At 61.2% G+C, this 23,668-nt stretch carries 23 protein-coding genes and 2 pseudogenes; 18 read left to right on the top strand and 7 right to left on the bottom strand.

What is annotated here, in order from left to right:
- Positions 1–18: 18 nt before the first annotated feature.
- Positions 19–693, bottom strand: coding sequence for a DNA repair protein RadC (gene radC, locus ABWL43_RS28485; RefSeq protein ID WP_404485945.1), 675 nt, complete (start codon positions 691–693; stop codon positions 19–21).
- Between the two features lie 143 nt (positions 694–836).
- Here radC and coaBC point away from each other — a divergent pair, with 143 nt between their 5' ends.
- The 4 genes and pseudogenes from coaBC to argB all read left to right on the top strand — a co-directional run bounded on the left by coaBC (position 837) and on the right by argB (position 5,093).
- Positions 837–2,045, top strand: a complete 1,209-nt coding sequence (gene coaBC / locus ABWL43_RS28490) for a bifunctional phosphopantothenoylcysteine decarboxylase/phosphopantothenate--cysteine ligase CoaBC (RefSeq protein ID WP_010207499.1) — start codon at positions 837–839, stop codon at positions 2,043–2,045.
- A 5-nt stretch (positions 2,046–2,050) separates the two neighbouring features.
- Positions 2,051–2,506: a dUTP diphosphatase gene (gene dut / locus ABWL43_RS28495; RefSeq protein ID WP_106575855.1), complete on the top strand. Its 456-nt coding sequence runs from the start codon at positions 2,051–2,053 to the stop codon at positions 2,504–2,506.
- 240 nt (positions 2,507–2,746) lie between these two features.
- Positions 2,747–4,168: pseudogene (locus ABWL43_RS28500) on the top strand (phosphomannomutase/phosphoglucomutase); the annotation flags it as partial.
- Between the two features lie 19 nt (positions 4,169–4,187).
- Positions 4,188–5,093 carry an acetylglutamate kinase gene (gene argB, locus ABWL43_RS28505; RefSeq protein WP_017735763.1) on the top strand — a complete coding sequence of 302 codons (906 nt, stop codon included), beginning with the start codon at positions 4,188–4,190 and terminating at the stop codon, positions 5,091–5,093.
- Between the two features lie 186 nt (positions 5,094–5,279).
- On the opposite strand, the gene pyrE is transcribed toward argB, so the two are convergent.
- Positions 5,280–5,924, bottom strand: coding sequence for an orotate phosphoribosyltransferase (gene pyrE / locus ABWL43_RS28510; protein WP_063033848.1), 645 nt, complete (start codon positions 5,922–5,924; stop codon positions 5,280–5,282).
- Between the two features lie 82 nt (positions 5,925–6,006).
- Between pyrE and ABWL43_RS28515 the strand changes: the two genes are divergently transcribed.
- Entirely contained in the window at positions 6,007–6,786 is a 780-nt protein-coding gene (locus ABWL43_RS28515; RefSeq protein ID WP_003195493.1) for an exodeoxyribonuclease III, read from the top strand.
- Between the two features lie 58 nt (positions 6,787–6,844).
- Here ABWL43_RS28515 and ABWL43_RS28520 read toward each other — a convergent pair whose 3' ends face one another.
- Positions 6,845–7,213: a DUF4870 domain-containing protein gene (locus ABWL43_RS28520; RefSeq protein ID WP_404485950.1), complete on the bottom strand. Its 369-nt coding sequence runs from the start codon at positions 7,211–7,213 to the stop codon at positions 6,845–6,847.
- Between the two features lie 22 nt (positions 7,214–7,235).
- Positions 7,236–7,958, bottom strand: a complete 723-nt coding sequence (rph, locus tag ABWL43_RS28525; protein WP_106575860.1) for a ribonuclease PH — start codon at positions 7,956–7,958, stop codon at positions 7,236–7,238.
- 217 nt (positions 7,959–8,175) lie between these two features.
- Between rph and ABWL43_RS28530 the strand changes: the two genes are divergently transcribed.
- The 7 genes from ABWL43_RS28530 to ABWL43_RS28560 all read left to right on the top strand — a co-directional run bounded on the left by ABWL43_RS28530 (position 8,176) and on the right by ABWL43_RS28560 (position 14,286).
- A complete protein-coding gene (locus ABWL43_RS28530; protein ID WP_242199573.1) occupies positions 8,176–9,039 on the top strand; it encodes a YicC/YloC family endoribonuclease in 864 nt (287 codons plus the stop codon).
- 10 nt (positions 9,040–9,049) lie between these two features.
- Positions 9,050–9,670, top strand: a complete 621-nt coding sequence (gmk, locus tag ABWL43_RS28535) for a guanylate kinase (RefSeq protein WP_106575862.1) — start codon at positions 9,050–9,052, stop codon at positions 9,668–9,670.
- A gap of 166 nt (positions 9,671–9,836) precedes the next feature.
- Positions 9,837–10,100, top strand: coding sequence for a DNA-directed RNA polymerase subunit omega (rpoZ, locus tag ABWL43_RS28540; protein WP_003176920.1), 264 nt, complete (start codon positions 9,837–9,839; stop codon positions 10,098–10,100).
- 60 nt (positions 10,101–10,160) lie between these two features.
- The gene (spoT, locus tag ABWL43_RS28545) at positions 10,161–12,266 is read left to right on the top strand and encodes a bifunctional GTP diphosphokinase/guanosine-3',5'-bis pyrophosphate 3'-pyrophosphohydrolase (RefSeq protein ID WP_083356111.1); all 2,106 of its coding nucleotides are present in this window, start codon (positions 10,161–10,163) and stop codon (positions 12,264–12,266) included.
- A 24-nt stretch (positions 12,267–12,290) separates the two neighbouring features.
- Positions 12,291–12,671 carry a RidA family protein gene (locus ABWL43_RS28550; RefSeq protein WP_003176922.1) on the top strand — a complete coding sequence of 127 codons (381 nt, stop codon included), beginning with the start codon at positions 12,291–12,293 and terminating at the stop codon, positions 12,669–12,671.
- 56 nt (positions 12,672–12,727) lie between these two features.
- The gene (locus ABWL43_RS28555) at positions 12,728–13,471 is read left to right on the top strand and encodes a hypothetical protein (protein WP_404485957.1); all 744 of its coding nucleotides are present in this window, start codon (positions 12,728–12,730) and stop codon (positions 13,469–13,471) included.
- Between the two features lie 77 nt (positions 13,472–13,548).
- Positions 13,549–14,286: a hypothetical protein gene (locus ABWL43_RS28560; RefSeq protein ID WP_404485959.1), complete on the top strand. Its 738-nt coding sequence runs from the start codon at positions 13,549–13,551 to the stop codon at positions 14,284–14,286.
- Between the two features lie 33 nt (positions 14,287–14,319).
- Here ABWL43_RS28560 and ABWL43_RS28565 read toward each other — a convergent pair whose 3' ends face one another.
- Positions 14,320–15,177 carry an SDR family oxidoreductase gene (locus tag ABWL43_RS28565; protein WP_242199568.1) on the bottom strand — a complete coding sequence of 286 codons (858 nt, stop codon included), beginning with the start codon at positions 15,175–15,177 and terminating at the stop codon, positions 14,320–14,322.
- 189 nt (positions 15,178–15,366) lie between these two features.
- On the opposite strand from ABWL43_RS28565, the gene exbB reads away from it, so the two are divergent.
- The 6 genes from exbB (at position 15,367) to ABWL43_RS28595 (ending at position 22,254) form a co-directional block, all read left to right on the top strand.
- A complete protein-coding gene (exbB, locus tag ABWL43_RS28570) occupies positions 15,367–16,347 on the top strand; it encodes a tonB-system energizer ExbB (RefSeq protein ID WP_119737214.1) in 981 nt (326 codons plus the stop codon).
- Positions 16,348–16,353: 6 nt separating this feature from the next.
- Entirely contained in the window at positions 16,354–16,779 is a 426-nt protein-coding gene (gene exbD, locus ABWL43_RS28575) for a TonB system transport protein ExbD (protein ID WP_003195519.1), read from the top strand.
- Positions 16,776–17,525, top strand: a complete 750-nt coding sequence (locus ABWL43_RS28580; RefSeq protein ID WP_106575867.1) for an energy transducer TonB — start codon at positions 16,776–16,778, stop codon at positions 17,523–17,525. Before exbD ends, ABWL43_RS28580 begins: the two co-directional genes overlap by 4 nt.
- Before the next feature lie 246 nt (positions 17,526–17,771).
- Positions 17,772–18,692, top strand: a complete 921-nt coding sequence (locus ABWL43_RS28585; protein WP_015886540.1) for a hydrogen peroxide-inducible genes activator — start codon at positions 17,772–17,774, stop codon at positions 18,690–18,692.
- An 8-nt stretch (positions 18,693–18,700) separates the two neighbouring features.
- The gene (gene recG / locus ABWL43_RS28590; protein ID WP_119737210.1) at positions 18,701–20,776 is read left to right on the top strand and encodes an ATP-dependent DNA helicase RecG; all 2,076 of its coding nucleotides are present in this window, start codon (positions 18,701–18,703) and stop codon (positions 20,774–20,776) included.
- A 77-nt stretch (positions 20,777–20,853) separates the two neighbouring features.
- A complete protein-coding gene (locus tag ABWL43_RS28595) occupies positions 20,854–22,254 on the top strand; it encodes an HDOD domain-containing protein (RefSeq protein ID WP_404485965.1) in 1,401 nt (466 codons plus the stop codon).
- A 12-nt stretch (positions 22,255–22,266) separates the two neighbouring features.
- Here ABWL43_RS28595 and ABWL43_RS28600 read toward each other — a convergent pair.
- Together ABWL43_RS28600 and tagQ are read right to left on the bottom strand one after the other, a co-directional pair.
- A pseudogene (locus tag ABWL43_RS28600) lies at positions 22,267–22,596 on the bottom strand (helicase); the annotation flags it as partial.
- Positions 22,597–22,720: 124 nt separating this feature from the next.
- On the bottom strand, positions 22,721–23,644 hold the full coding sequence (tagQ, locus tag ABWL43_RS28605) for a type VI secretion system-associated lipoprotein TagQ (RefSeq protein ID WP_106575871.1): 924 nt from the start codon (positions 23,642–23,644) through the stop codon (positions 22,721–22,723).
- Positions 23,645–23,668 lie beyond the last annotated feature (24 nt).

Below are 23,668 nucleotides of genomic sequence, written 5' to 3' on the forward strand. Positions count from 1 at the left end.
CCGCCCTTGTGGGCGGGGCTACATCCACCCGTATTCCGCCATCGACAACGGATCACCATCGCCGACAATGATGTGATCCAGCACCCGCACATCCACCACCTCCAACGCCTTTTGCAGCAACTTGGTCAATTTTCGATCAGCCGCACTCGGCTCGACACTCCCCGAAGGATGGTTGTGACACAGAATCAGCGCTGCAGCGTTGTACGCCAACGCACGCTTGACCACTTGCCGCGGGTAAACAATGGCAGTGTCGATGGTGCCCTGGGACAGCGCCTCAAACCCCAGAACGCGGTGCTTCGAGTCGAGAAACAGGCAGCCAAAGATCTCGTGGGGTTCATGGCGCAGCAGCGCCTTGAGGTAATCACGCACGGCCAGCGGGCTTTCCAGCACCGAGTCCGCCCGCAGGCGCTCGGCCATGTGCCGCCGGGACATCTCCAGCACCGCCTGCAACTGGGCAAACTTTGCCGGCCCTAACCCCAAATGCTGGCTGAACAGCGTCTGGTTGGCCTCCAGCAGCGGGCGAAGGCCACCAAATTGCGCCAATAAATGGCGCGCCAGGTCGACCGCGCTTCTGCCCGACACCCCGGTGCGCAGGAAGATCGCCAGCAGTTCGGCGTCCGACAACATTGCCGCGCCCCATTCCAAAAGCTTCTCCCGCGGACGTTCCGCCACAGGCCAATCGCGAATACTCATCCCACCTCCGTGTGCATGTGCGCCGCTGTTGCCCGGCGGACGCTGTGTTATCTTAAGCCCTCTTTTTTGCGTGCGATTTCTCCTGGGGAGGGGGCATCGCAGGCGTCACTGAACTGGCATCACTGAACTGGAAAGGCAAACCAATGCAGCGTCTGTATCGGAAACGCATCGTTCTCGGCGTCGGCGGCGGCATTGCCGCCTACAAGAGCGCAGAGCTGGTTCGCAGGCTTCTGGACCAGGGCGCCGAAGTGCGCGTAGTCATGACCCGCGGCGGCAGCGAGTTCATCACCCCGCTGACCATGCAAGCCCTGTCCGGCCACCCGGTTCATCTGGACCTGCTGGACCCGGCGGCCGAAGCCGCGATGGGCCATATCGAGCTGGCCAAATGGGCCGATCTGGTACTGATCGCCCCGGCCACCGCCGATTTGATCGCCCGCCTGGCCCAAGGCATCGCCGATGACCTGCTGACCACGCTGGTGCTGGCCACCGACGCCACCGTCGCCATCGCCCCGGCCATGAACCAGGCCATGTGGCGCGACCCGGCGACCCAGGCCAACACCCAGCTCCTGCAAAGCCGAGGCCTCAAGGTGTTCGGCCCGGCGTCCGGCAGCCAGGCCTGCGGCGACGTCGGCATGGGCCGCATGCTCGAAGCCACCGACCTGGCGCTGTGCGCCGCCGAGTGTTTCCAGCACCTGGCCCTCACCGGCAAACACGTGCTGATCACCGCCGGCCCGACTCAGGAAAACATCGACCCGGTGCGCTACATCACCAACCATAGCTCAGGAAAAATGGGCTTTGCCTTGGCCGAAGCGGCGGTTGAGGCAGGCGCACGTGTCACCTTGATCACCGGCCCGGTGCACTTGCCGACGCCTGATCGGGTCACGCGAATCGACGTAGTCAGCGCCCGGGACATGCTGGCGGCCTGCGAGGCAGCCATTCCCTGCGACCTGTTTATCGCCTCGGCGGCGGTTGCAGACTACCGCCCGGAAGTCGTAGCCCCGCAAAAGCTTAAGAAAGACCCTACAAGCGGCGACGGCCTGCTCCTGCAAATGGTGCGCAACCCCGACATTCTGGCAACCATCGCCACGCGTGCGGACCGCCCTTTCAGCGTCGGCTTTGCCGCCGAAACCGAGCACCTGCTGGACTACGCGGCACGCAAATTGAAAGACAAAAACCTCGACCTGATCGTTGCCAATGATGTCGCCAACCCGAGCATCGGCTTCAACAGCGAGGAAAATGCCATCAGCGTGATCGACCGCGAGTTGCACGCCACCGTTTTCGCCCAGACCAGCAAAGGCAAGATTGCCCGCCAACTGATCTCATTTATCGCCCAACGGCTGAACCAGGTTTAATTGACATGCACGCTTTGCAAGCCAAGATTCTCGACCCACGCATCGGCAACGAATTCCCACTGCCGGCCTACGCCACCCCAGGCTCCGCCGGGTTGGACCTGCGCGCCATGCTCAAGCAAGACACTGTTCTTGAACCCGGCCAGACCCTCCTGATCCCTACCGGCCTGTCGATTTACGTTGGCGACCCCGGCCTGGCGGCATTGATCCTGCCGCGCTCCGGCCTGGGCCACAAACACGGCATCGTGCTGGGCAACCTGGTCGGCCTGATCGACTCCGACTACCAGGGCGAGTTGATGGTGTCGTGCTGGAACCGCGGCCAGACCGCCTTCAACATTGCTGTTGGCGAGCGTATCGCGCAACTGGTGCTGGTGCCGGTGGTGCAGGCGCACTTCGAACTGGTTCAGGAGTTCGATGAGACTCAACGCGGCGCAGGCGGTTTTGGGCATTCCGGCAGCCACTGACTAAGCTGAATCAGGCCGGACGCTTTTGTCCGGCCCGATGCCACCGCAAGGCTTTTCAGGACGAAGAATGCGCGGAATTAATCAGCGAGATTTCATCATTGAAATCAACACATTACGCAGCCATAAGCACGGAGTGCCAGCTCCGATGGCACTTTTGCACCACGAACTCTCTGCCGAAAACGCCGTCATACCCTTCAGTTTGAGCCTGCCGGTCAGCCACTTTAAGGCCAGCTTTGCCCCCTTCAGATGGAGTTTCCCCCCGCGATGAGTACCGCAGCCCGAGTAGCCCCGACATTTCCCGACAGCATCTTTCGCGCCTATGACATTCGTGGCGTCGTGCCCAAGACCCTGACCGCCGAAACCGCCTATTGGATCGGCCGTGCCATCGGCTCCCAAAGCCTGGCCCAGGGCGAACCCAATGTATCGGTAGGCCGCGATGGCCGCTTGTCCGGCCCGGAGCTGGTGGAGCAACTGATCCAGGGCCTGGCCGACAGCGGCTGCCACGTCAGCGATGTGGGCCTGGTGCCGACTCCTGCGCTGTACTACGCAGCCAACGTACTGGCTGGCAAGTCCGGCGTTATGCTCACCGGCAGCCATAATCCGTCGGACTACAACGGCTTCAAGATCGTCATCGCCGGCGACACCCTCGCCAACGAACAGATTCAAGCGCTGCACGAGCGCTTGAAGACCAACGATCTGACCACCGGCACCGGCAGCATCACCAAAGTCGATATTCTTCAACGCTACTCTGACCAGATCACGGGCGACGTCAAACTCGCCCGCCGCCTGAAAGTGGTGGTGGACTGCGGCAACGGCGCGGCCGGCGTGATTGCCCCGCAACTGCTCGAAGCCCTGAACTGCGAAGTGATTCCGTTGTTCTGCGACGTTGACGGCAACTTCCCTAACCACCACCCGGACCCGGGCAAGCCTGAAAACCTGGTGGACCTGATCGCCAAGGTCAAGGAAACCGGCGCCGACGTCGGCCTGGCCTTCGACGGTGACGGCGACCGCGTCGGCGTGGTGACCAACACCGGCGAGAACGTGTTCGCCGACCGCCTGCTGATGCTGTTTGCCCGTGACGTGGTGGCCCGCAACCCCAACGCCGAAATCATCTTCGACGTGAAGTGCACCCGCCGCCTCACCCCACTGATCAAGGAATACGGCGGTCGCCCACTAATGTGGAAGACCGGCCACTCGTTGATCAAAAAGAAAATGAAGGAAACCGGCGCGCTGTTGGCCGGCGAAATGAGCGGCCACGTGTTCTTCAAAGAGCGCTGGTTCGGGTTCGACGACGGCATTTATAGCGCCGCCCGTCTGCTGGAGATCCTCAGCAAGGAAAAATCCACGGCGCAGGAGCTGTTTCAGACCTTCCCGAATGATATTTCTACGCCAGAGATCAATATCCATGTGACCGAGGAGAGCAAATTCAGCATCATTGACGCACTGCACGATGCGCAATGGGGCGAAGGCGCCAACCTGACCACCATTGATGGTGTGCGAGTCGATTACGCCAAAGGCTGGGGCCTGGTTCGCGCGTCCAACACCACACCGGTGCTGGTCCTGCGTTTCGAGGCGGATACCGAGGCTGAGTTGCAGCGCATCAAGGACGTGTTCCACGCCCAGTTGAAACGTGTTGCCCCTGATCTCCAATTACCGTTCTGATTTTTTACCGGAGCCCTGAATGACCCTCGAACGCGAAGCCGCTGCCAATACTGCCAAGGTCCTGTCCGAAGCGTTGCCTTACATTCGACGCTACGTCGGCAAGACGCTGGTGATCAAGTACGGCGGCAATGCCATGGAAAGCGAAGAGCTGAAAACCGGCTTTGCCCGCGACATCGTGTTGATGAAAGCTGTCGGGATCAACCCGGTGGTGGTGCACGGTGGCGGCCCGCAAATCGGCGACCTGCTCAAGCGCTTGTCGATCGAGAGTCACTTCATTGATGGCATGCGCGTTACAGACGCGCAGACCATGGACGTGGTGGAGATGGTCCTCGGTGGCCAGGTCAACAAAGACATCGTCAACCTGATCAACCGTCATGGCGGCAGCGCCATCGGCCTGACCGGCAAGGACGCGGAGCTGATCCGCGCGAAAAAACTGACCGTTACCCGCCAGACGCCGGAGATGACCCAGCCGGAAATCATCGACATCGGCCAGGTAGGTGAAGTGATCGGCATCAACACCGACCTGCTGAATCTGCTGGTCAAAGGCGACTTCATTCCAGTGATCGCGCCAATCGGCGTGGGCGCCAACGGTGAGTCGTACAACATCAACGCCGACCTGGTAGCCGGTAAAGTGGCCGAGGCGCTGAAGGCTGAGAAGCTGATGCTGCTGACCAACATTGCCGGCCTGATGGACAAGGAAGGCAAGGTGCTGACGGGCTTGACCACCCAGCAGGTGGACGAGTTGATCGCCGACGGCACCATCTACGGCGGCATGCTGCCGAAGATCCGTTGCGCGCTGGAAGCCGTGCAAGGCGGCGTCGGCAGCTCGCTGATCCTGGATGGCCGCGTGCCAAATGCAATCCTGCTGGAAATCTTCACCGATACCGGTGTGGGCACGCTGATCAGTAATCGCAAGCGTCCTTAAGCACTAGAAACAAAAAGGCCCCGCTCAATCGAATTGAGCGGGGCCTTTTTGTTTGCAGGATTTGAAAACACTGCAGATCAAAATGTGGGAGGGGGCTTGCCCCCGATAGCAGTGGATCAGTGCTGAATCAATCAACTGATACACCGCTATCGGGAGCAAGCCCCCTCTCACACAGAGAAATCAGTGTCAGACACCAAATTGCTCGCGATAAGCCTTAACGGCCGGCAAATGCTGCTTGAGCTGCGGATCGTCTTCCAGGAACTGCAACACCTGGTTCAGCGACACAATGCTCACCACCGGAATGCCGAAATCACGTTCCACTTCCTGAATGGCCGACAACTCACCGTTGCCGCGCTCCTGACGGTTCAACGCGATCAGCACGCCCGCGGCCTTGGCGCCATCTTGGGACGCGATGATCTGCATCACTTCACGGATGGCGGTACCGGCGGTGATCACGTCGTCGATGATCAGCACGTCGCCCTTGAGCGGAGCCCCAACCAGGCTACCGCCTTCGCCATGTGCCTTGGCCTCTTTACGGTTGAAGCACCACGGCAGATCCAGCCCGTGATGCTCAGCCAACGCCACAGCAGTCGCGGCCGCCAGCGGGATGCCCTTGTAGGCTGGACCAAACAAAACATCGAAGGAAATGCCGCTTTCAACGATGGCTGCCGCGTAGAAACGACCCAGCTGAGCCAGGGCCGAACCCGAGTTGAACAAGCCTGCATTGAAGAAGTACGGGCTGGTGCGCCCGGACTTCAAGGTGAACTCACCGAAGCGCAAAACGCCGCGATCGATGGCAAAACGAATGAAATCGCGTTGATACGCCTGCATGAAAAAAGCCTCAGATACCACGGATTTAGCTAATTAGGTAGACGGCGTGTATCATACACGCACGCGATTTTTGGGGCCATTTATGCGGATCATCAGTGTGAACGTCAATGGTATTCAGGCTGCAGTCGAGCGTGGTTTGCTCAGTTGGCTGCAAGCACAGAATGCCGACGTCATCTGCCTGCAGGACACCCGCGCCTCCGCCTTTGAACTGGACGACCCAGCCTTCCAACTGGATGGCTACTTCCTTTATGCCTGCGATGCCGAAGTGCCCACCCAAGGTGGCGTGGCTTTGTACTCGCGGTTGCAACCCAAGGCGGTCATCAGCGGCCTCGGCTTCGAGACAGCCGACCGCTACGGGCGCTACCTGCAAGCCGATTTCGACAAGGTCAGCATCGCGACCTTGCTGCTCCCTTCGGGGCAGAACGGCGATGAAGACTTGAACCAGAAGTTCAAGCTAATGGACGATTTCGCCCGTTATCTGGATAAACAGCGACGCAAACGTCGCGAGTACATTTACTGTGGCTCGCTGTACGTGGCGCAACAGAAGCTGGATATCAAGAACTGGCGCGACAGCCAGCAATCCCCGGGTTTCCTGGCGCCGGAACGGGCCTGGATGGACGAGATTGTCGGCAACATGGGCTATGTTGACGCCCTGCGCGAAGTCAGCCGCGAAGGCGACCAGTACAGCTGGTGGCCGGATAACGAACAGGCCGAGATGCTTAATCTGGGCTGGCGTTTCGACTACCAGCTGCTGACCCCGGGGCTTCGCCGCTTTGTTCGCAGCGCACGCCTGCCGCGTCAGCCACGCTTCTCGCAGCACGCGCCGCTGATCGTGGACTACGACTGGACATTGACCATCTAAGGTCTTTTGCCAGGCACAAAAAAACCGACATCGCTGTCGGTTTTTTTGTGGGCGCTCACTATTTGACCAATCGCCAGGTAAAGGGATAGCGATAGGCAACCCCCTTGCTGGCTTTGATTGCGCCGATGATCGTCAGCACCACCGTGGCGATTGCCAGGGCAGTCATCAGGAAAAAACCAATCACCGCAAAAGCCAGCACGATGCAAACCAGCCAGGCAATGGCCACGGTGATCTGGAAGTTCAAGGCCTCCTTGCCCTGATCATCAATGAACGGGTCCACTTCCTTCTTCATCTGCCACAGGATCAGCGGCCCCACGACACTGCCGAAGGGAAACACAAACCCCAGGAACGCCGCGAGGTGACACAACATCGCGCCCTGACGCACTTCGTAAGGAGGCGTGGGCACAAGCAGTTGGTGGTCACTCATGGCGTTGCTCCTTGCGGCCGTTTCAGTCAGCCAGTGCGGCGTTCTGCAGTTCGAAGATTTCGGTCATGCCTTTCTGGGCCAGGGCCAGCATGGCGTTCAGGTCGGCCGGCTGGAATGGCGCGCCTTCGGCGGTGCCCTGCACTTCGATGAAACCACCGCTGCTGGTCATTACCACGTTCAGGTCAGTCTCGGCAGCCGAGTCTTCCAGGTAGTCCAGATCGAGGACCGGCTCGCCCTGGTACATGCCCACCGACACGGCAGCGATCATCTGCTTGAGCGGGTCGCCGGCTTTCAGGCCGCCACGCTTCTTGATCACTTTCAGCGCATCAACCAAGGCCACCATGGCGCCGGTGATGGAGGCAGTGCGGGTGCCGCCGTCAGCCTGGATCACGTCGCAATCGACGTACAGGGTCACGTCGCCCAGCTTGGACATGTCCAGCGCTGCGCGCAGCGAACGGCCAATCAGGCGCTGGATTTCCAGGGTGCGGCCGCCTTGCTTGCCACGGCTGGCTTCACGCTGGTTACGCTCGCCGGTGGCACGCGGCAGCATGCCGTATTCGGCGGTCAACCAACCCTGGCCCTGGCCCTTGAGGAAGCGCGGCACGCCGTTTTCGACGCTGACGGTGCAGATCACCTTGGTATCGCCAAACTCGACCAGTACAGATCCCTCGGCGTGTTTGGTGTAGTTGCGGGTGATGCGGATCGAGCGGAGCTGATCGGCAGCGCGACCACTTGGACGTTTCATAGGGGATACCTGTACGGAGGACGAAAAACTGCCGAGCATTATAGAGCCGCCAGCCGATTCGGGGCACTTCTAAAAAATTCGGTTACGAATGGCGGGCCTGGCGCCCATTGTTTGGGCGCGTTCGCCTCACTGCGCTACAATCCTGCGCCTTCGCAGCCTGTCGGCTTCAATTTACCCATCAGCCCGTATTTGCGGGACTGCATCGCGAGGTACCTCCATGGTGCACAGCATGACCGCCTTCGCCCGCGTCGAAAAAGCCGGCGCCCAAGGCACCCTGAGCTGGGAACTGCGCTCGGTCAACAGCCGTTACCTGGAGCCGCACCTGCGTCTGCCGGAATCCTTCCGCGACCTCGAAGGCGCCGTGCGTGAAGCGCTGCGCCAGGGCATTTCCCGCGGCAAGCTGGAATGCACCCTGCGTTTTACCGAAGAAACCACCGGCAAGCCGCTGCAGATCGACCGCGACCGCGCCGCGCAACTGGTCGCCGCCGCTGAAACCATCGCCGGCCTGATCAAGCAACCCGCCGCGCTGAACCCGCTGGAAGTGCTGGCCTGGCCCGGCGTACTGGTGGCCGACGCCACCGACCCGCAGGCCCTCAATGCCGAAGCCCTCGCCCTGTTCAACCAGGGTTTGCAGGAGCTCAAGGCTGGCCGCGAGCGTGAGGGCGCCGAACTGGCGCGCCTGATCAGCGAGCGCCTGAGCGCGATCGAGGAAGACGTGGTCACCCTGCGCGAGTTGGTGCCGCAAATGCTCGCCACGCAGCGCCAGAAGGTTCTGGACCGTTTCACCGACATGAAGGCCGACCTCGACCCGACGCGCCTGGAGCAGGAAATGGTGCTGCTGGCGCAGAAAAGTGACGTGGCCGAAGAGCTCGACCGCCTGAGCACCCACATCCTCGAAGTGCGCCGCGTGCTCAAGTCTGCCGGCGCCGCTGGTCGGCGCCTGGACTTCCTGATGCAGGAACTCAACCGCGAAGCCAATACACTGGGCTCCAAAGCGTTTGATCCGCGCAGCACACAAGCTGCGGTCAACCTCAAAGTGTTGATCGAGCAGATGCGCGAACAAGTACAGAATATTGAGTAAGGCAACTTCCATGACCCACAGCACCGGCACCCTTTACATCATTTCCGCCCCTTCGGGCGCGGGCAAGAGCAGCCTGGTCAAGGCTTTGACCGACGCTGACGAGCAGATCCGCATCTCGGTCTCGCACACCACCCGCGCCATGCGCCCGGGCGAAGTGAACGGCGTGCACTACCACTTCGTCGAGCGCACCGAGTTCGTCAAGATGATCGAGCACGGCGACTTCCTGGAGCGTGCCGAAGTGTTCGGCAACCTCTACGGCACCTCGCAAAGCCACCTGCAGCAGACTCTGGACGAAGGCCACGACCTGATCCTGGAAATCGACTGGCAGGGTGCCGAGCAAGTGCGCCAGCTGATGCCGAAGGCGCGTTCGATCTTTATCCTGCCGCCGTCGCTGGAAGCCTTGCACCAGCGCCTGACCAACCGTGGCCAGGACAGTGACGAGATCATCGAAGGCCGCATGCGTGAAGCCGTCAGCGAAATGAGCCACTACGTCGACTACGACTACCTGATCATCAATGACGATTTCGCCAGCGCCCTGGACGATTTGAAGGCGATTTTCCGCGCCAATCAGCTCCAGCAAAAACGCCAACAGCAGCGTTTCGGCAAATTACTCGCCGAACTGCTCGGCTGATTGGCCCTTCCCAAAACCGCTGCAAGGGCTTTACATTGGCACTTGTAGCCGTTTTGCGAGGCCGCGGGAAAATCAGCGCTTCCCTAAACGCTGGTGATTTTTTAAACTGTTCAGTCCGCTCGCCCAACCGGGCAGCGCGCATCTTGCATTCGCTCCGAGGAATACCATGGCCCGCGTAACCGTTGAAGACTGCCTAGAACACGTGGATAACCGCTTTGAGCTGGTCATGCTCTCTACCAAGCGTGCCCGTCAACTGGCCACTGGCGGCAAAGAGCCCCTGGTCCAGTGGGAAAACGACAAGCCTACCGTTGTAGCCCTGCGTGAAATCGCTGAAGGCCTGATGAGCTACGAGTTCATCGCCAACGCTGAAATCGTTGAAGACGAACCGCTGTTTGCAGCGTTCGAGGACGAGTCCAACGAGGCCGTCTAAGCCTATGCCTGGTCGACGTAGCACGGCGCGGGGTCACAGCCAACGGCAGGAGTTAACACTTTGCCGAGCATAGACGCCCTCGCCGATCGCTTATCGACCTACCTCGGCCCAGACCAGGTCAACCTGGTCCGCCGAGCGTATTTCTACGCCGAACAAGCCCACGACGGCCAACGCCGCCGCAGTGGTGAGGCGTATGTCACGCATCCTCTTGCCGTGGCCAATATTCTTGCCGACATGCACATGGACCATCAGAGCTTGATGGCTGCGATGCTGCATGACGTGATCGAAGACACCGGCATCGCCAAGGAAGCGCTCAGTGCGCAATTTGGCGAAACCGTGGCCGAACTGGTCGATGGGGTCAGCAAACTGACCCAGATGAACTTCGAAACCAAGGCCGAAGCCCAGGCGGAAAACTTCCAGAAGATGGCCATGGCCATGGCCCGAGACATTCGGGTCATCCTGGTGAAGCTGGCCGACCGGCTGCACAACATGCGCACGCTGGAAGTGCTGTCCGGCGAAAAGCGCCGGCGCATCGCCAAGGAAACCCTGGAAATCTACGCGCCCATCGCCAACCGGCTGGGCATGCATGCCATCCGCATCGAATTCGAAGACCTCGGCTTCAAGGCCATGCACCCGATGCGCTCTGCGCGCATCTATCAGGCGGTCAAGCGCGCCCGGGGCAACCGCAAGGAAATCGTCAACAAGATCGAAGAGTCGCTGAGCCATTGCCTGGCGATCGACGAGATTGAAGGCGAAGTCAGCGGCCGGCAGAAACACATCTACGGCATCTACAAAAAAATGCGCGGCAAGCGTCGGGCCTTCAACGAGATCATGGACGTGTACGCGTTCCGGATCATCGTCGACAAGGTCGATACCTGCTACCGCGTGCTGGGCGCTGTACATAATTTGTACAAACCCCTGCCAGGCCGCTTCAAGGATTACATCGCCATTCCCAAGGCCAACGGCTATCAGTCGCTGCATACCACGCTGTTCGGTATGCACGGGGTGCCGATCGAGATCCAGATCCGTACGCGGGAAATGGAAGAGATGGCCAACAACGGCATCGCCGCGCATTGGCTGTACAAGTCCAGCGGCGACGAGCAGCCAAAAGGCACGCATGCCCGCGCCCGCCAGTGGGTCAAGGGCGTGCTGGAAATGCAGCAACGTGCCGGCAACTCCCTGGAATTTATCGAAAGCGTGAAGATCGACCTGTTCCCGGACGAGGTCTACGTGTTCACGCCCAAAGGCCGGATCATGGAGCTGCCCAAAGGCTCCACGGCGGTCGACTTTGCCTACGCAGTACACACCGACGTCGGCAACAGCTGCATTGCCTGCCGGATCAACCGTCGTCTCGCGCCGCTGTCCGAGCCGCTGCAAAGCGGCTCCACGGTCGAGATCGTCAGCGCACCCGGCGCGCGCCCGAACCCGGCCTGGCTCAACTTCGTGGTCACCGGCAAAGCGCGCACACACATTCGCCACGCGCTCAAATTGCAACGCCGCTCCGAGTCCATCAGCCTCGGCGAACGCCTGCTGAACAAGGTGCTCAATGGTTTCGACAGCGCCCTGGAGAAAATCCCGGCCGAGCGCGTGCAAGCGATGCTCCACGAGTATCGCCAGGAAACCATCGAAGACCTGCTTGAAGACATCGGCCTGGGCAACCGCATGGCGTATGTGGTTGCCCGGCGCCTGCTCGGCGAAGGCGAACAGCTGCCAAGCCCCGAAGGCCCGCTGGCGATTCGCGGCACGGAAGGCCTGGTGCTCAGCTACGCCAAGTGCTGCACGCCGATCCCGGGCGACCCGATTGTCGGCCACTTGTCGGCTGGTAAAGGCATGGTCGTGCACCTGGACAACTGCCGCAATATCACTGAAATCCGCCACAACCCCGAGAAATGCATCCAGCTCTCGTGGGCCAAGGACGTCACCGGCGAATTCAACGTCGAACTGCGCGTTGAGCTGGAGCATCAGCGCGGCCTGATCGCCCTGCTGGCCAGCAGCGTCAACGCGGCCGACGGCAATATCGAGAAAATCAGCATGGATGAGCGCGATGGCCGCATCAGCGTGGTCCAGCTGGTGGTCAGCGTGCACGACCGCGTGCACCTGGCCCGCGTGATCAAGAAACTGCGCGCCCTGACCGGGGTGATTCGCATCACCCGCATGCGCGCATAGCCGATCTCTTACAAGGAGTCACTCATGACCAAGACTGTTATCACCAGCGACAAAGCCCCTGCCGCCATTGGCACCTACTCCCAGGCGATCAAGGCGGGCAACACTGTCTACATGTCCGGCCAGATTCCACTGGACCCAAAGACCATGGAGCTGGTTGAAGGCTTTGAAGCACAAACCGTCCAGGTCTTCGAAAACCTCAAGTCGGTAGCTGAAGCCGCTGGTGGTTCGTTCAAAGACATCGTCAAGCTGAACATCTTCCTCACTGACCTGAGCCACTTCGCCAAGGTCAACGAGATCATGGGCAAGTACTTCGAACAGCCGTACCCAGCCCGCGCCGCTATCGGCGTTGCCGCCCTGCCAAAGGGCGCACAGGTTGAGATGGACGCGATTCTGGTCATCGAGTAAAACACCCGGCGCAGCCTCCACAGGCTGCGCCGACTTCGTTTCAGAAGGATTTCGTGATGCGCAAAGCGCTTGTAGCCTCTTCGTTGCTCGCCTTGTTGCTCGGCGGCTGCGCCAGCAACCCCGCCGATCTGGATGTGAGCGGCACCTGGATCAACCAGGCCGCCATCAACGCGGCAGCCAAGGGCGGCCCTTTGCGTGAAGCACTGCAAACCTATGGTCCGAACCTCGAATGGGAGGTCAACACCAAGGCTTCGCAGGCGCGTTACTACAACGGTTTTGAAGTCGCCGAAGGCAAGCTGCTCAATGAAAAACCCGGCGCCTGGAGCGTCGATTTCTACGGCAGCTCCGCCACCGAACTCAAGCGCAAAGGCAAACAACTGCTGCAAGTGGCCAACGACAACGAGCCTGAGCAGCTGTTCGCCCGTGCCAATGACCCAGCCCCCGAAGGCGCGCCACTGGGCGCCAACTTCGAGCGCGCCCTGTATGCCGCCTATATGGGTGGCGACTGGAAGATCACCGACGGGAACGGCGACGGCGCCACGGTGCAGTTCCAGGCTGACGGCAAAGTCGCCGGTTTGCCCGGTGTCGATCGGTACTCGCTGTGCCTGGCGGGTGACTGCGCCTCAATGAGCGGCGGCTACGACAGTATCTGGCTGCAACTCAACGGCCAGGGCAACCCGTGGATCTTCGCGCGCAAGGGCAAGCAGCTGGAAATCTTCCAGGCCGTGAACACTGCGCAGGCCGATGAAGTGCCTTCGTTTACGCCGGGGCCACGGCAGTGGCTGTTGGAAAAACAGTGATACAGAACAAAGGAGCCCACCGGCTCCTTTTTCTTTAGTCTGCGCCATGGTTTTTTCACCAGCAGACGGGCCACTCCATGCACACGCTACTCCTCATCAGCCTGATCCTGCTGGGCGGCTGCACGCAGATACAGCAGCAAACCGCGGACATCAGCGGGCTATGGATCAACCAGGCCGCCATCGATACCGCCGCCCAGGGGCGGCCGCTGCTTAAAGCCCTGGACGCCAACGGCATGAACCTGGAATGGAACATCGACACCCGTACCGGCAAAGCGCAATTGAGCACTGCGTTCGAGGTGGGTGAAGGCCAGCTGCTGCCGAAGGCGCCTGGCATTTGGTCGGTGGATTACGACGGCCATGGCAGCGACGAATTGCAATTGAACGGCGAGCAACTGGTCCAACAGACCAGCAAGATTCACGCAGGCCAAACGTTTAGCCGCCCCACCCAACCCGCTGCCGCAGGTGCCAAGTGGGGCACCACGTTCAGGCAAGCCCTGAACTCAGCCTACATGGGCGGTCAGTGGAAAATTATTGAAGGCCACGGCACAGGCAAACTTGTGAGGTTCAGCGCCGATGGCGGCGTGTCCGGCCTGGGCAATAATGACCGCTACGAACTGTGCCTGGGAGGCGATTGCGCCACTCAAGGTGCCGGCAATGACGTCGTCTATCTGGGTAAAGATGCTGTCGGCGAGGACTGGATTTTCGTGCGCTACGGCAAACAGTTGGAAATTCTGCAGGCGATCAACCTTTCCCAGCCAGACGAAATCCCCCAGCTCAGCCCAGGGCCACGCCAATGGCTGCTGGAAAAGCAGTAACAAAAAAGGAGCCTCACGGCTCCTTTTTCACATCTAGCACTTACCTTCAAGGATCGCCGCGTACCCTTCGCGATAAGTCGGGTAGGTCGGCACCCAACCCAACGCCTTGGCTCGGGCATTGCTGCATCGCTTGCTGCCGGCGCGGCGCACACTGGCGTCGTCAGCCCATTCGGTCACGCCCAGGTAGTCGCGCAACCAACCCACCACTTCTGCCAAGGGCGCGGGCGCATCGTCAACGCCGATGTAGATGCTATCCAGCGAACCGCCCTGCTCCACATGCCGCAGCAGGAAGGCCAGCAATCCGGCAGCGTCATCCGCGTGAATCCGGTTGCCATATAAAGGTGGATCAACCGCCACGCGATAGCCTTGGCGCACTTGGGTCAGCAGCCATTCACGGCCGGGCCCATAGATACCGGTCAACCGCACAATGCTCGCCGGAATGCCGCTATTGAGCGCCACTTGCTCAGCTTCCAGCATGATCTGGCCGGAATACCCTTTCGCTTGAGTGTCGGACGTTTCGTCGACCCACTCACCCTTCTGCTGGCCGTACACACTGCTGCTCGACACAAACAGCAAATGCTTGGGCTCCTGGCCGTAGTCGTTCAGCCACTCCAACACATGCTGCAACCCTTGCACGTACGCCGCGCGATAGCCGGCCTCATCGTGGTCGGTCGCAGCGGCGCAATACACCAGGTAATCCACTGCGCCGATTGGCCAAGTGTCAGGGCAATCCTTTTTGAACAGGTCACCGGCGATGCCGATGACACCCTCTGGAAGGCGTGAAATATCACGTCGCAGGCCATGAACCTCCCATTCCGAGGCCAGCAATTGGCTAGCCAGCCGACTACCCACATCGCCGCAACCGGCAATCACAACAGAAGGCGCAGACATCACAAAACTCCATTCTTAAAGGCGCAGATTAGCCGCCGAAGATGACCAGCGGCCAGCAAAAGGACAAATTAAGTAACTGTATTACTTTTGTTAACAAGAATTACTTGCAATAATAACCGCCCATTTGTCCTCGACCCATCAGGGTCTGGCAGGACGATCACTCATTTTTTTCTCTCAGGTCCGGCCAGCATGACACGTAATACAAACCCCGCTTCGCCAACCAAGCCTCTCAGCCCATCTCGCGCCTGGCGTGCGATTGCTGCGCTGCTGTTCAGCGTTCTGCTGGCACCGACCGCCGCATTCGCTGACGCGACCGCCCCAGCCACCCCGGCCGCGGCCCAGCAGAATGCAGCTACGCCGCCAGCCCCTGCCGCAGCACCTGTGGCCACCGACCCGGCCCAGGCCGCAGCCCCTGCACCTGCCGACGACTCCGGTGTTGTACTGGAAGAAGACAACAGCCTGGGCATGGCCCATGACCTGTCCCCGTGGGGCATGTACCAGAACGCCGACGTGGTGGTAAAAGCCGTCATGATCGGCCTGGCCATCGCCTCGATCATTACCTGGACCATCTGGATCGCCAAGGGCTTCGAGCTGCTGGGCGCCAAGCGTCGTCTGCGCACTGAAATCGTCCACCTGAAAAAAGCCACCACCCTCAAGGAAGCCAGCGACACCGCTACCAAGAAGGGCACCCTGGCCAACCTGCTGGTCCACGACGCGCTGGAAGAAATGCGCCTGTCGGTCAACACCCGCGAAAAAGAAGGCATCAAGGAACGCGTCAGCTTCCGCCTCGAGCGCCTGGTGGCGGCCTGCGGTCGTAACATGAGCAGCGGCACCGGCGTGCTGGCCACTATCGGTTCCACCGCACCGTTCGTCGGTCTGTTCGGTACCGTGTGGGGCATCATGAACAGCTTCATCGGCATCGCCAAAACCCAGACCACCAACCTCGCCGTCGTTGCCCCAGGCATCGCCGAAGCCCTGCTGGCAACCGCATTGGGCCTGGTTGCCGCAATTCCTGCAGTGGTGATCTACAACGTCTTCGCCCGTTCGATTGCCGGCTACAAGGCTCAGGTATCGGACGCGTCGGCAGAAGTCCTGCTGCTGGTCAGCCGCGACCTCGATCACGCCCCTACCGAGCGCAGCTCGCAACCGCACATGGTGAAAGTGGGGTAATCGGCCATGGGCCTGCATTTGAATCAAGGCGACGATGAACTCGTCGAGAACCACGAAATCAACGTCACGCCGTTTATTGACGTGATGCTGGTGCTGCTGATCATCTTCATGGTGGCGGCACCGTTGGCCACCGTGGACATCAAGGTCGATCTGCCCGCCTCCAGCGCCAAGCCTGCGCCGCGTCCGGAGAAGCCGATCTTCCTCAGCGTCAAGGCGGACCAACGCCTGTTCCTGGGCGAAGAAGAAGTCAAAGCTGAAACCCTGGGCCCGGTGCTCGACGCCAAGACCCAAGGCAAGAAAGACACGACGATCTTCTTCCAGGCCGACAAGGGCGTGGACTACGGCGACCTGATGAGCGTGATGGATGCCCTGCGGGCAGCCGGCTACCTCAAGGTAGGCCTGGTCGGACTTGAGACGGCAGCCAAGAAATGATCACGACGCGCCACAAACTGACGCGTTATGGCACCAGCCTCGCCGTCGTGCTGGGCGTGCATGCCGTCGCGATCATCATCGCGCTTCAATGGTCCGCGCCGCATCCGGTGACGCTGCCACCGGCCGCCATGGTCATCGACCTGGCGCCGATGCCGGCACCACCGCCACCCGCGCCGCCAAAGGTGGTCACGCCGCCACAGCCGCCGGCTCCAGTGGAAGAGCTGCCTTTGCCGAAACTGGCCGAGGCGCCCAAGCCAACGATCCAGGTGCCCAAGCCGGTCAAGCCCAAGCCCAAACCCCAGCCGCCCAAGCCTGTGGAGAAAAAGCCCGAGCCGCCCAAGGAGAAGCCTTCCGAAGAGCCGCCGAGCGAAACCCCACCGACCAATGCGCCGGCTGAAAAATCCGCTCAACCCGTGCCCGGCCCGTCGCCAGCCCAGGTAGCAGCAAAAGCGTCCTGGGAAGGCACCCTGCTGGCGCACTTGCAGAAGTACAAGAAATACCCGCCAGGCGCTCAACAGCGTGGCAAAGAGGGGCTTAACCGCCTGCGCTTCGTGGTCGATGCCGAAGGCAATGTGCTGTCCTACGAGTTGGTGGGCCGCTCCGGCAACGCCGACCTGGACCGCGCGACCCTGGACATGATTCGTCGTGCCCAGCCATTGCCCAAGCCACCGGCCGACATGTTGAAAGGCGGCAGCGTCGAGATCGTCGCGCCGTTTGTTTACAACATCGAGAAGCGTCGCCGCTAAGGATTGCGAAGCGGGCCCACGTGGGAGCGGGCTTGCTCGCGAAAGCGCAGTGTCAGTCGATACATTCGTCACTGACACCGCACATTCGCGAGCCAGTGCGCTCCCACATTTTGCTTGTTGCCGCTAAAAATCCATTTTTCAGTTAAATCCGAGCCACTCCCCGCTCAATCCCCAGCAAAGTTCTGATAACGTGCGTCTATCGATTGCAGCCGGTATGCTTGGCTCGCAACCTCATGGACGCCCGCTATGACTCTTACAGAATTACGCTACATCGTGACCCTCGCCCAAGAGCAGCACTTCGGCCACGCGGCCGAGCGTTGCCATGTCAGCCAGCCGACGCTGTCGGTGGGTGTGAAAAAGCTTGAAGACGAACTCGGTGTGCTGATTTTCGAGCGCAGCAAGAGCGCCGTACGCCTCACGCCAGTGGGCGAAGGCATTGTCGCCCAGGCCCAAAAGGTGCTGGAACAAGCCCAAAGCATTCGCGAGCTGGCCCAAGCCGGCAAGAACCAGCTGACTGCGCCGCTGAAAGTCGGCGCCATCTATACGGTTGGCCCGTACCTGTTCCCGCATTTGATTCCGCAACTGCACCGCGTCGCGCCGCAGATGCCGCTGTATATCGAAGAAAATTTCACCCACGTGCTGCGCGACAAACTGCGCAACGGCGAGCTGGACGCGATCATCATCGCCCTGCCGTTCAACGAAGCGGACGTGTTGACCTTGCCGCTCTACGACGAGCCGTTCTACGTGTTGATGCCGGCCTCCCACCCGTGGACGCAAAAAGACACCATCGACGCCGGCCTGCTCAACGACAAGAGCCTGTTGCTGCTCGGCGAAGGCCACTGCTTCCGCGACCAGGTACTCGAAGCCTGCCCGACCCTGACCAAAGGCAACGACGGCGCCAAGCACACCACGGTGGAATCCAGCTCGCTGGAAACCATTCGCCACATGGTCGCGTCCGGCCTGGGCATTTCGATCTTGCCGCTCTCAGCAGTGGACAGTCATCACTACGCCCCCGGCGTGATCGAAGTGCGCCCACTCACGCCGCCGGTGCCATTCCGCACCGTGGCCATCGCCTGGCGCGCCAGCTTCCCACGCCCGAAAGCCATTGAGATCCTCGCCGACTCGATCCGTCTGTGCTCGGTGGCCAAGCCGCCTGCTGCGAGCTAAGCCTGGGTATGACTGAGCTGTCGCACGTGTCGGTCACCGCACTCAAGGGTGTCGGTGAAGCCATGGCCGAGAAATTGGCCAAGGTCGGCCTGGAGAACCTCCAGGACGTGCTGTTCCACTTGCCCCTGCGTTATCAGGACCGCACGCGCGTCGTGCCTATCGGCCATTTGCGCCCAGGGCAGGACGCGGTGGTCGAAGGCACCGTCAGTGGCGCGGATGTGGTGATGGGCAAGCGCCGCAGCCTGGTCGTACGCCTGCAGGACGGTACTGGTGGCCTCAGCCTGCGCTTCTACCATTTCAGCAACGCCCAGAAGGAAGGCCTCAAGCGCGGTACCCGCGTGCGTTGCTACGGCGAGGCACGGCCTGGCGCGTCGGGCCTGGAAATTTACCACCCCGAATACCGCGCCATTACCGGCGACGAACCGCCGCCGGTGGATACCACCCTCACGCCGATCTACCCGCTGACCGAAGGCCTGACCCAACAACGCCTGCGCCAACTGTGCATGCAGACCCTGACCATGCTCGGCCCCAAAAGCCTGCCTGACTGGCTGCCGGTGGAACTGGCCCGCGATTACCAACTGGCGCCGCTGGACGATGCCATCCGCTATCTGCACCACCCGCCCGCCGATGCCGATGTCGACGAGCTGGCCCTGGGTCATCACTGGGCGCAACATCGCCTGGCCTTTGAAGAGCTGCTGACTCACCAGCTGTCCCAGCAGCGCCTGCGCGAAAGCATGCGCTCCCTGCGCGCGCCAGCGATGCCCAAGGCCACGCGCTTGCCTGCGCAATACCTGGCGAACCTGGGCTTCGCGCCAACCGGGGCCCAGCAACGGGTTGGCAATGAAATCGCCTACGACCTCAGTCAGAAAGAACCGATGCTGCGCCTGATCCAGGGTGACGTGGGCGCTGGCAAGACCGTGGTCGCCGCCCTCGCCGCCTTGCAGGCACTGGAAGCTGGTTACCAAGTGGCGCTGATGGCGCCCACCGAGATTCTCGCCGAGCAGCACTTCATAACCTTCAAGCGCTGGCTCGAGCCGCTGGGCCTGGAAGTGGCGTGGCTGGCCGGCAAACTCAAGGGCAAAGTGCGCGCGGCGGCGCTGGAACAGATCGCCAATGGCGCACCGATGGTGGTGGGTACCCATGCGCTGTTCCAGGACGAAGTGAAGTTCAAAAACCTTGCGCTGGTGATCATCGACGAACAGCACCGCTTCGGCGTGCAGCAGCGCCTGGCCCTGCGCCAAAAAGGCGTGGGCGGGCGCATGAGTCCGCACCAGTTGATCATGACCGCAACACCGATCCCACGCACCCTGGCCATGAGCGCCTACGCCGACCTCGACACCTCGATCCTCGACGAACTGCCGCCCGGCCGTACCCCGGTCAACACCGTGCTGGTCACCGACACCCGCCGCGTGGAAGTGATCGAGCGCGTGCGCGGTGCCTGCGCCGAAGGCCGTCAGGCGTACTGGGTGTGCACGCTGATCGAAGAGTCCGAGGAGCTGACGTGCCAGGCCGCCGAAACCACCTATGAAGACCTCACCAGTGCCCTGGGCGAACTCAAGGTCGGGCTGATCCACGGCCGCATGAAGCCTGCGGAAAAAGCTGCGGTGATGGCCGAGTTCAAAGCGGGCAACCTGCAATTGCTGGTGGCCACCACGGTGATCGAAGTGGGTGTGGACGTGCCCAACGCCAGCTTGATGATCATCGAAAACCCCGAGCGCCTGGGCCTGGCCCAATTGCACCAATTACGCGGCCGCGTCGGCCGGGGCAGCGCTGCCAGCCATTGCGTGCTGCTCTACCATCCGCCGCTGTCACAGATCGGTCGTCAGCGCCTGGGCATCATGCGCGAAACCAACGACGGCTTTGTCATCGCCGAAAAAGACCTCGAGCTGCGCGGCCCCGGTGAAATGCTTGGCACCCGCCAGACCGGCCTGCTGCAATTCAAGGTCGCCGACCTGATGCGCGACGCTGACCTGTTGCCCGCCGTGCGTGATGCGGCGCAAGCGCTGCTCGAACGCTGGCCGGATCACGTCAGCCCGTTGCTCGATCGCTGGCTACGGCATGGGCAGCAATACGGCCAAGTGTGACGCCTGACTCACTTATCCAACCAACAGTTGTATCAAGCTGGTTATACTTCGGTGACTGTAAGAAATTGGATCAGGCCATGTCAGAAGTAGCCCTCGCCACAGCCCCACTGACCGCCCCGCCGGTCATTCGGGCTCTGCTCGCAAAGCTCGCCATTCCTTATACGGAAGTCGCCGAACAGGCTGGCCTGAATCCCGCGCAAAAGGTCCAGGCGGTCTTGCTGGAAGATGCCGTTGGCGCCCTCATGGTGCTGTTCCCGCAGAGCCAGTTGCTCGACCTCAACCGACTCGCCGAACTCACCGGCCGCCGCCTTACCGCGGTGTCGCCGGATCGCATCGAGCGCATGTTGGCCAAGCATGAGTTGAGCCTGCTGCCAGGCCTGCCGGCCCTGACCAGTTCGCCCTGCCTGTACGAAGGCAGCCTGCTGAGCGAACCGAGCCTGCTGGTGCATTCAGGCGAAGCCGGGCTGTTGCTGGAAATCGCCAGCACCGACTTCAAGACCATGCTCACCAAAGCCAGCGCCGGGCAGTTCGGCGAGCCGTTGAGCAACATTCGCCCAAACCTCGACCGCCCCAATGATGACCGCGAGGAAATCACTCAGGCGATGCAGGCGTTCACCGCCCGCCGCATCCAGCAACGCCTGGAAGCGACCATCGAGATTCCACCGCTGGCCGATACCGCGCAGAAGATCATCAAGCTGCGCGTCGACCCCAACGCCACCATCGATGACATCACTGGCGTAGTGGAAACCGACCCGGCCCTGGCCGCCCAAGTGGTGAGCTGGGCCGCGTCGCCGTACTACGCCTCGCCAGGCAAAATTCGTTCAGTTGAAGACGCCATCGTGCGCGTGCTGGGCTTTGATCTGGTGATCAACCTGGCGTTGGGCCTGGCCCTGGGTAAAACCTTGAGCCTGCCCAAAGACCACCCGCATCAGTCCACGCCGTACTGGCACCAGTCGATCTACACCGCCGCCGTGATCGAAGGCCTGACCCGCGCCATGCCACGCGCCCAGCGCCCGGAAGCCGGCCTGACCTACCTGGCTGGCCTGCTGCATAACTTCGGTTATCTGCTGCTGGCCCACGTGTTTCCGCCGCACTTCTCGCTGATCTGCCGTCACCTGGAGGTCAACCCGCACCTGTGCCACAGCTATGTCGAGCAACACTTGCTGGGCATCAGCCGCGAGCAGATCGGTGCCTGGCTGATGCGCTACTGGGGCATGCCAGACGAACTGTCCACCGCCCTGCGCTTCCAGCACGACCCGACCTACGACGGGCAATATGCCGAATACCCGAACCTGGTGTGCCTGGCGGTGCGCTTGTTGCGCAGCCGTGGCATTGGCTCCGGGCCGGATGAGGCGATTCCGGATGCGCTGCTTGAGCGTTTGGGCTTGAGCCGTGACAAGGCTGAGGAAGTGGTCGGCAAAGTACTGGATGCCGAGGTGCTGTTGCGTGAGCTGGCATCGCAGTTCAGCCAGGGTTAACTGCTTCGCCTGAAAAACCGCTATCGCCGGGTTGCCCTTGATCTGGATCGACTTGTCCTGAATCCCCGTCATGAACGCCAGTTGCTTGTTCTTCGCCTGCATCGTGGCGAAGCCGTAGGCGGCATCTTTGAAGGCGATAGCAAACGCAGGCTGCGGGTGAACCCCTGAGCGGCTGGTGATGCGCTGGTCTTTAACGATGAAGTGACGGGCAACTTTGCCGTCGAGGGTCTGCAACTGGAACGCCAGGTCTTTGTCACCCAGCTGTTGCTGGAAAGCAGGATTGGTGCGGCTGGCTTTGCCCATCATCAGGCCAAGCACCCACAGCAGAAGACGAAATTTCATGCACACGGCCTCGGTATCATTATTAAGTGGCCGAAGCAGTGTAACGATTTGTTGGAGGAACGCCACCGATCTCGCGCTTTAGCGGGAGATCGGCTGGCGTTTAACGCTTATAGCAACATGTTACTTAAACGTTAGGGCAAGGCACCGGCGCCCAGTCGGCCAGGTTTGGATCGCGGCAAGTGCCTTCGATCTGCGCTTTACCGGCGCTGGCGACCTGCTTGCTTTCAGCTTGCTTGGTCTGCGCGGTCTGGATGGTTTTTTCGGTGGCGACCGCTTCTTTCGGCACGGTCGGCAGCGCTGCCTTTTTCGCCGGCTTGACGGCTTTTTTGCCTTTGGCCGGCGTCACCACCGGCGTGGTATCAGCGGTGGCCACGGTCACTACGTCGGCACGCTGCACGCCCACTTGTTGCAGGTCTTGCTCGTACGCCTGGGTGTAGTTGTTCAGGTCTTCGCTGGCTTTGCCGTTGACCGCGACGATCAGGTCATTGGACTCCTTGAGGCCGGAAACGATTTCCGCCAGGCGCTTGCGGCCTTCGGTGTCGTTGACGGTCTTGGCTTTACGATCAGCCACCAGCTTGGTGAATGCGCTCTGGTAGCACTGCTGGGACGCCTTGGCGTATGCGGTGCTGCGGTCGATGTCCGACGCGCTTTTGTTGACGTCAGCCGCGTAGGACGCAATGCGCTGGTTGTCATCGCTGATCTGCTTCTGACGCTCGGTGTAGTAACCCGCCGCGCCACCCGCCAGGGCGCCGCCCGCGGCACCGATGGCGGCGTTACGGCCGCGCTTGTCGGAGTCGCCGGTCAGCGCGCCCAGCAGAGCACCGCCGGCAGCGCCGATGGCCGCACCGGTAACAACCGACTTGGTCATGTCCGAGTCGGTCGCGCGCAGGTGCTGCACTGGCTCGTAGCAGTTCGGGTAGTACTCGACCTTGGTGCTCGACGCGACCTTGGACGCCGGCGACGTGGCGCAGCCAGTCAACACGGTGCTGAAACCAGCCGCGATCAGCAGCAAGTGACGCTTGGAAACCGCCTTACGGGAAAAAAGCATAGGTGTGTTCTCTGTTAAGTTTGA

Origin of the sequence: Pseudomonas sp. HT11, assembly GCF_044875395.1 — a bacterium.
Taxonomy (GTDB): domain Bacteria; phylum Pseudomonadota; class Gammaproteobacteria; order Pseudomonadales; family Pseudomonadaceae; genus Aquipseudomonas.

Coding starts and splice junctions, on each gene's coding strand:
- radC (WP_404485945.1), bottom strand. CDS start 693: ATGAGTATTCGCGATTGGCCTGTGGCGGAACGTCCGCGGGAGAAGCTT.
- coaBC (WP_010207499.1), top strand. CDS start 837: ATGCAGCGTCTGTATCGGAAACGCATCGTTCTCGGCGTCGGCGGCGGC.
- dut (WP_106575855.1), top strand. CDS start 2,051: ATGCACGCTTTGCAAGCCAAGATTCTCGACCCACGCATCGGCAACGAA.
- argB (WP_017735763.1), top strand. CDS start 4,188: ATGACCCTCGAACGCGAAGCCGCTGCCAATACTGCCAAGGTCCTGTCC.
- pyrE (WP_063033848.1), bottom strand. CDS start 5,924: ATGCAGGCGTATCAACGCGATTTCATTCGTTTTGCCATCGATCGCGGC.
- ABWL43_RS28515 (WP_003195493.1), top strand. CDS start 6,007: ATGCGGATCATCAGTGTGAACGTCAATGGTATTCAGGCTGCAGTCGAG.
- ABWL43_RS28520 (WP_404485950.1), bottom strand. CDS start 7,213: ATGAGTGACCACCAACTGCTTGTGCCCACGCCTCCTTACGAAGTGCGT.
- rph (WP_106575860.1), bottom strand. CDS start 7,958: ATGAAACGTCCAAGTGGTCGCGCTGCCGATCAGCTCCGCTCGATCCGC.
- ABWL43_RS28530 (WP_242199573.1), top strand. CDS start 8,176: ATGGTGCACAGCATGACCGCCTTCGCCCGCGTCGAAAAAGCCGGCGCC.
- gmk (WP_106575862.1), top strand. CDS start 9,050: ATGACCCACAGCACCGGCACCCTTTACATCATTTCCGCCCCTTCGGGC.
- rpoZ (WP_003176920.1), top strand. CDS start 9,837: ATGGCCCGCGTAACCGTTGAAGACTGCCTAGAACACGTGGATAACCGC.
- ABWL43_RS28550 (WP_003176922.1), top strand. CDS start 12,291: ATGACCAAGACTGTTATCACCAGCGACAAAGCCCCTGCCGCCATTGGC.
- ABWL43_RS28555 (WP_404485957.1), top strand. CDS start 12,728: ATGCGCAAAGCGCTTGTAGCCTCTTCGTTGCTCGCCTTGTTGCTCGGC.
- ABWL43_RS28560 (WP_404485959.1), top strand. CDS start 13,549: ATGCACACGCTACTCCTCATCAGCCTGATCCTGCTGGGCGGCTGCACG.
- ABWL43_RS28565 (WP_242199568.1), bottom strand. CDS start 15,177: ATGTCTGCGCCTTCTGTTGTGATTGCCGGTTGCGGCGATGTGGGTAGT.
- exbB (WP_119737214.1), top strand. CDS start 15,367: ATGACACGTAATACAAACCCCGCTTCGCCAACCAAGCCTCTCAGCCCA.
- exbD (WP_003195519.1), top strand. CDS start 16,354: ATGGGCCTGCATTTGAATCAAGGCGACGATGAACTCGTCGAGAACCAC.
- ABWL43_RS28580 (WP_106575867.1), top strand. CDS start 16,776: ATGATCACGACGCGCCACAAACTGACGCGTTATGGCACCAGCCTCGCC.
- ABWL43_RS28585 (WP_015886540.1), top strand. CDS start 17,772: ATGACTCTTACAGAATTACGCTACATCGTGACCCTCGCCCAAGAGCAG.
- recG (WP_119737210.1), top strand. CDS start 18,701: ATGACTGAGCTGTCGCACGTGTCGGTCACCGCACTCAAGGGTGTCGGT.
- ABWL43_RS28595 (WP_404485965.1), top strand. CDS start 20,854: ATGTCAGAAGTAGCCCTCGCCACAGCCCCACTGACCGCCCCGCCGGTC.
- tagQ (WP_106575871.1), bottom strand. CDS start 23,644: ATGCTTTTTTCCCGTAAGGCGGTTTCCAAGCGTCACTTGCTGCTGATC.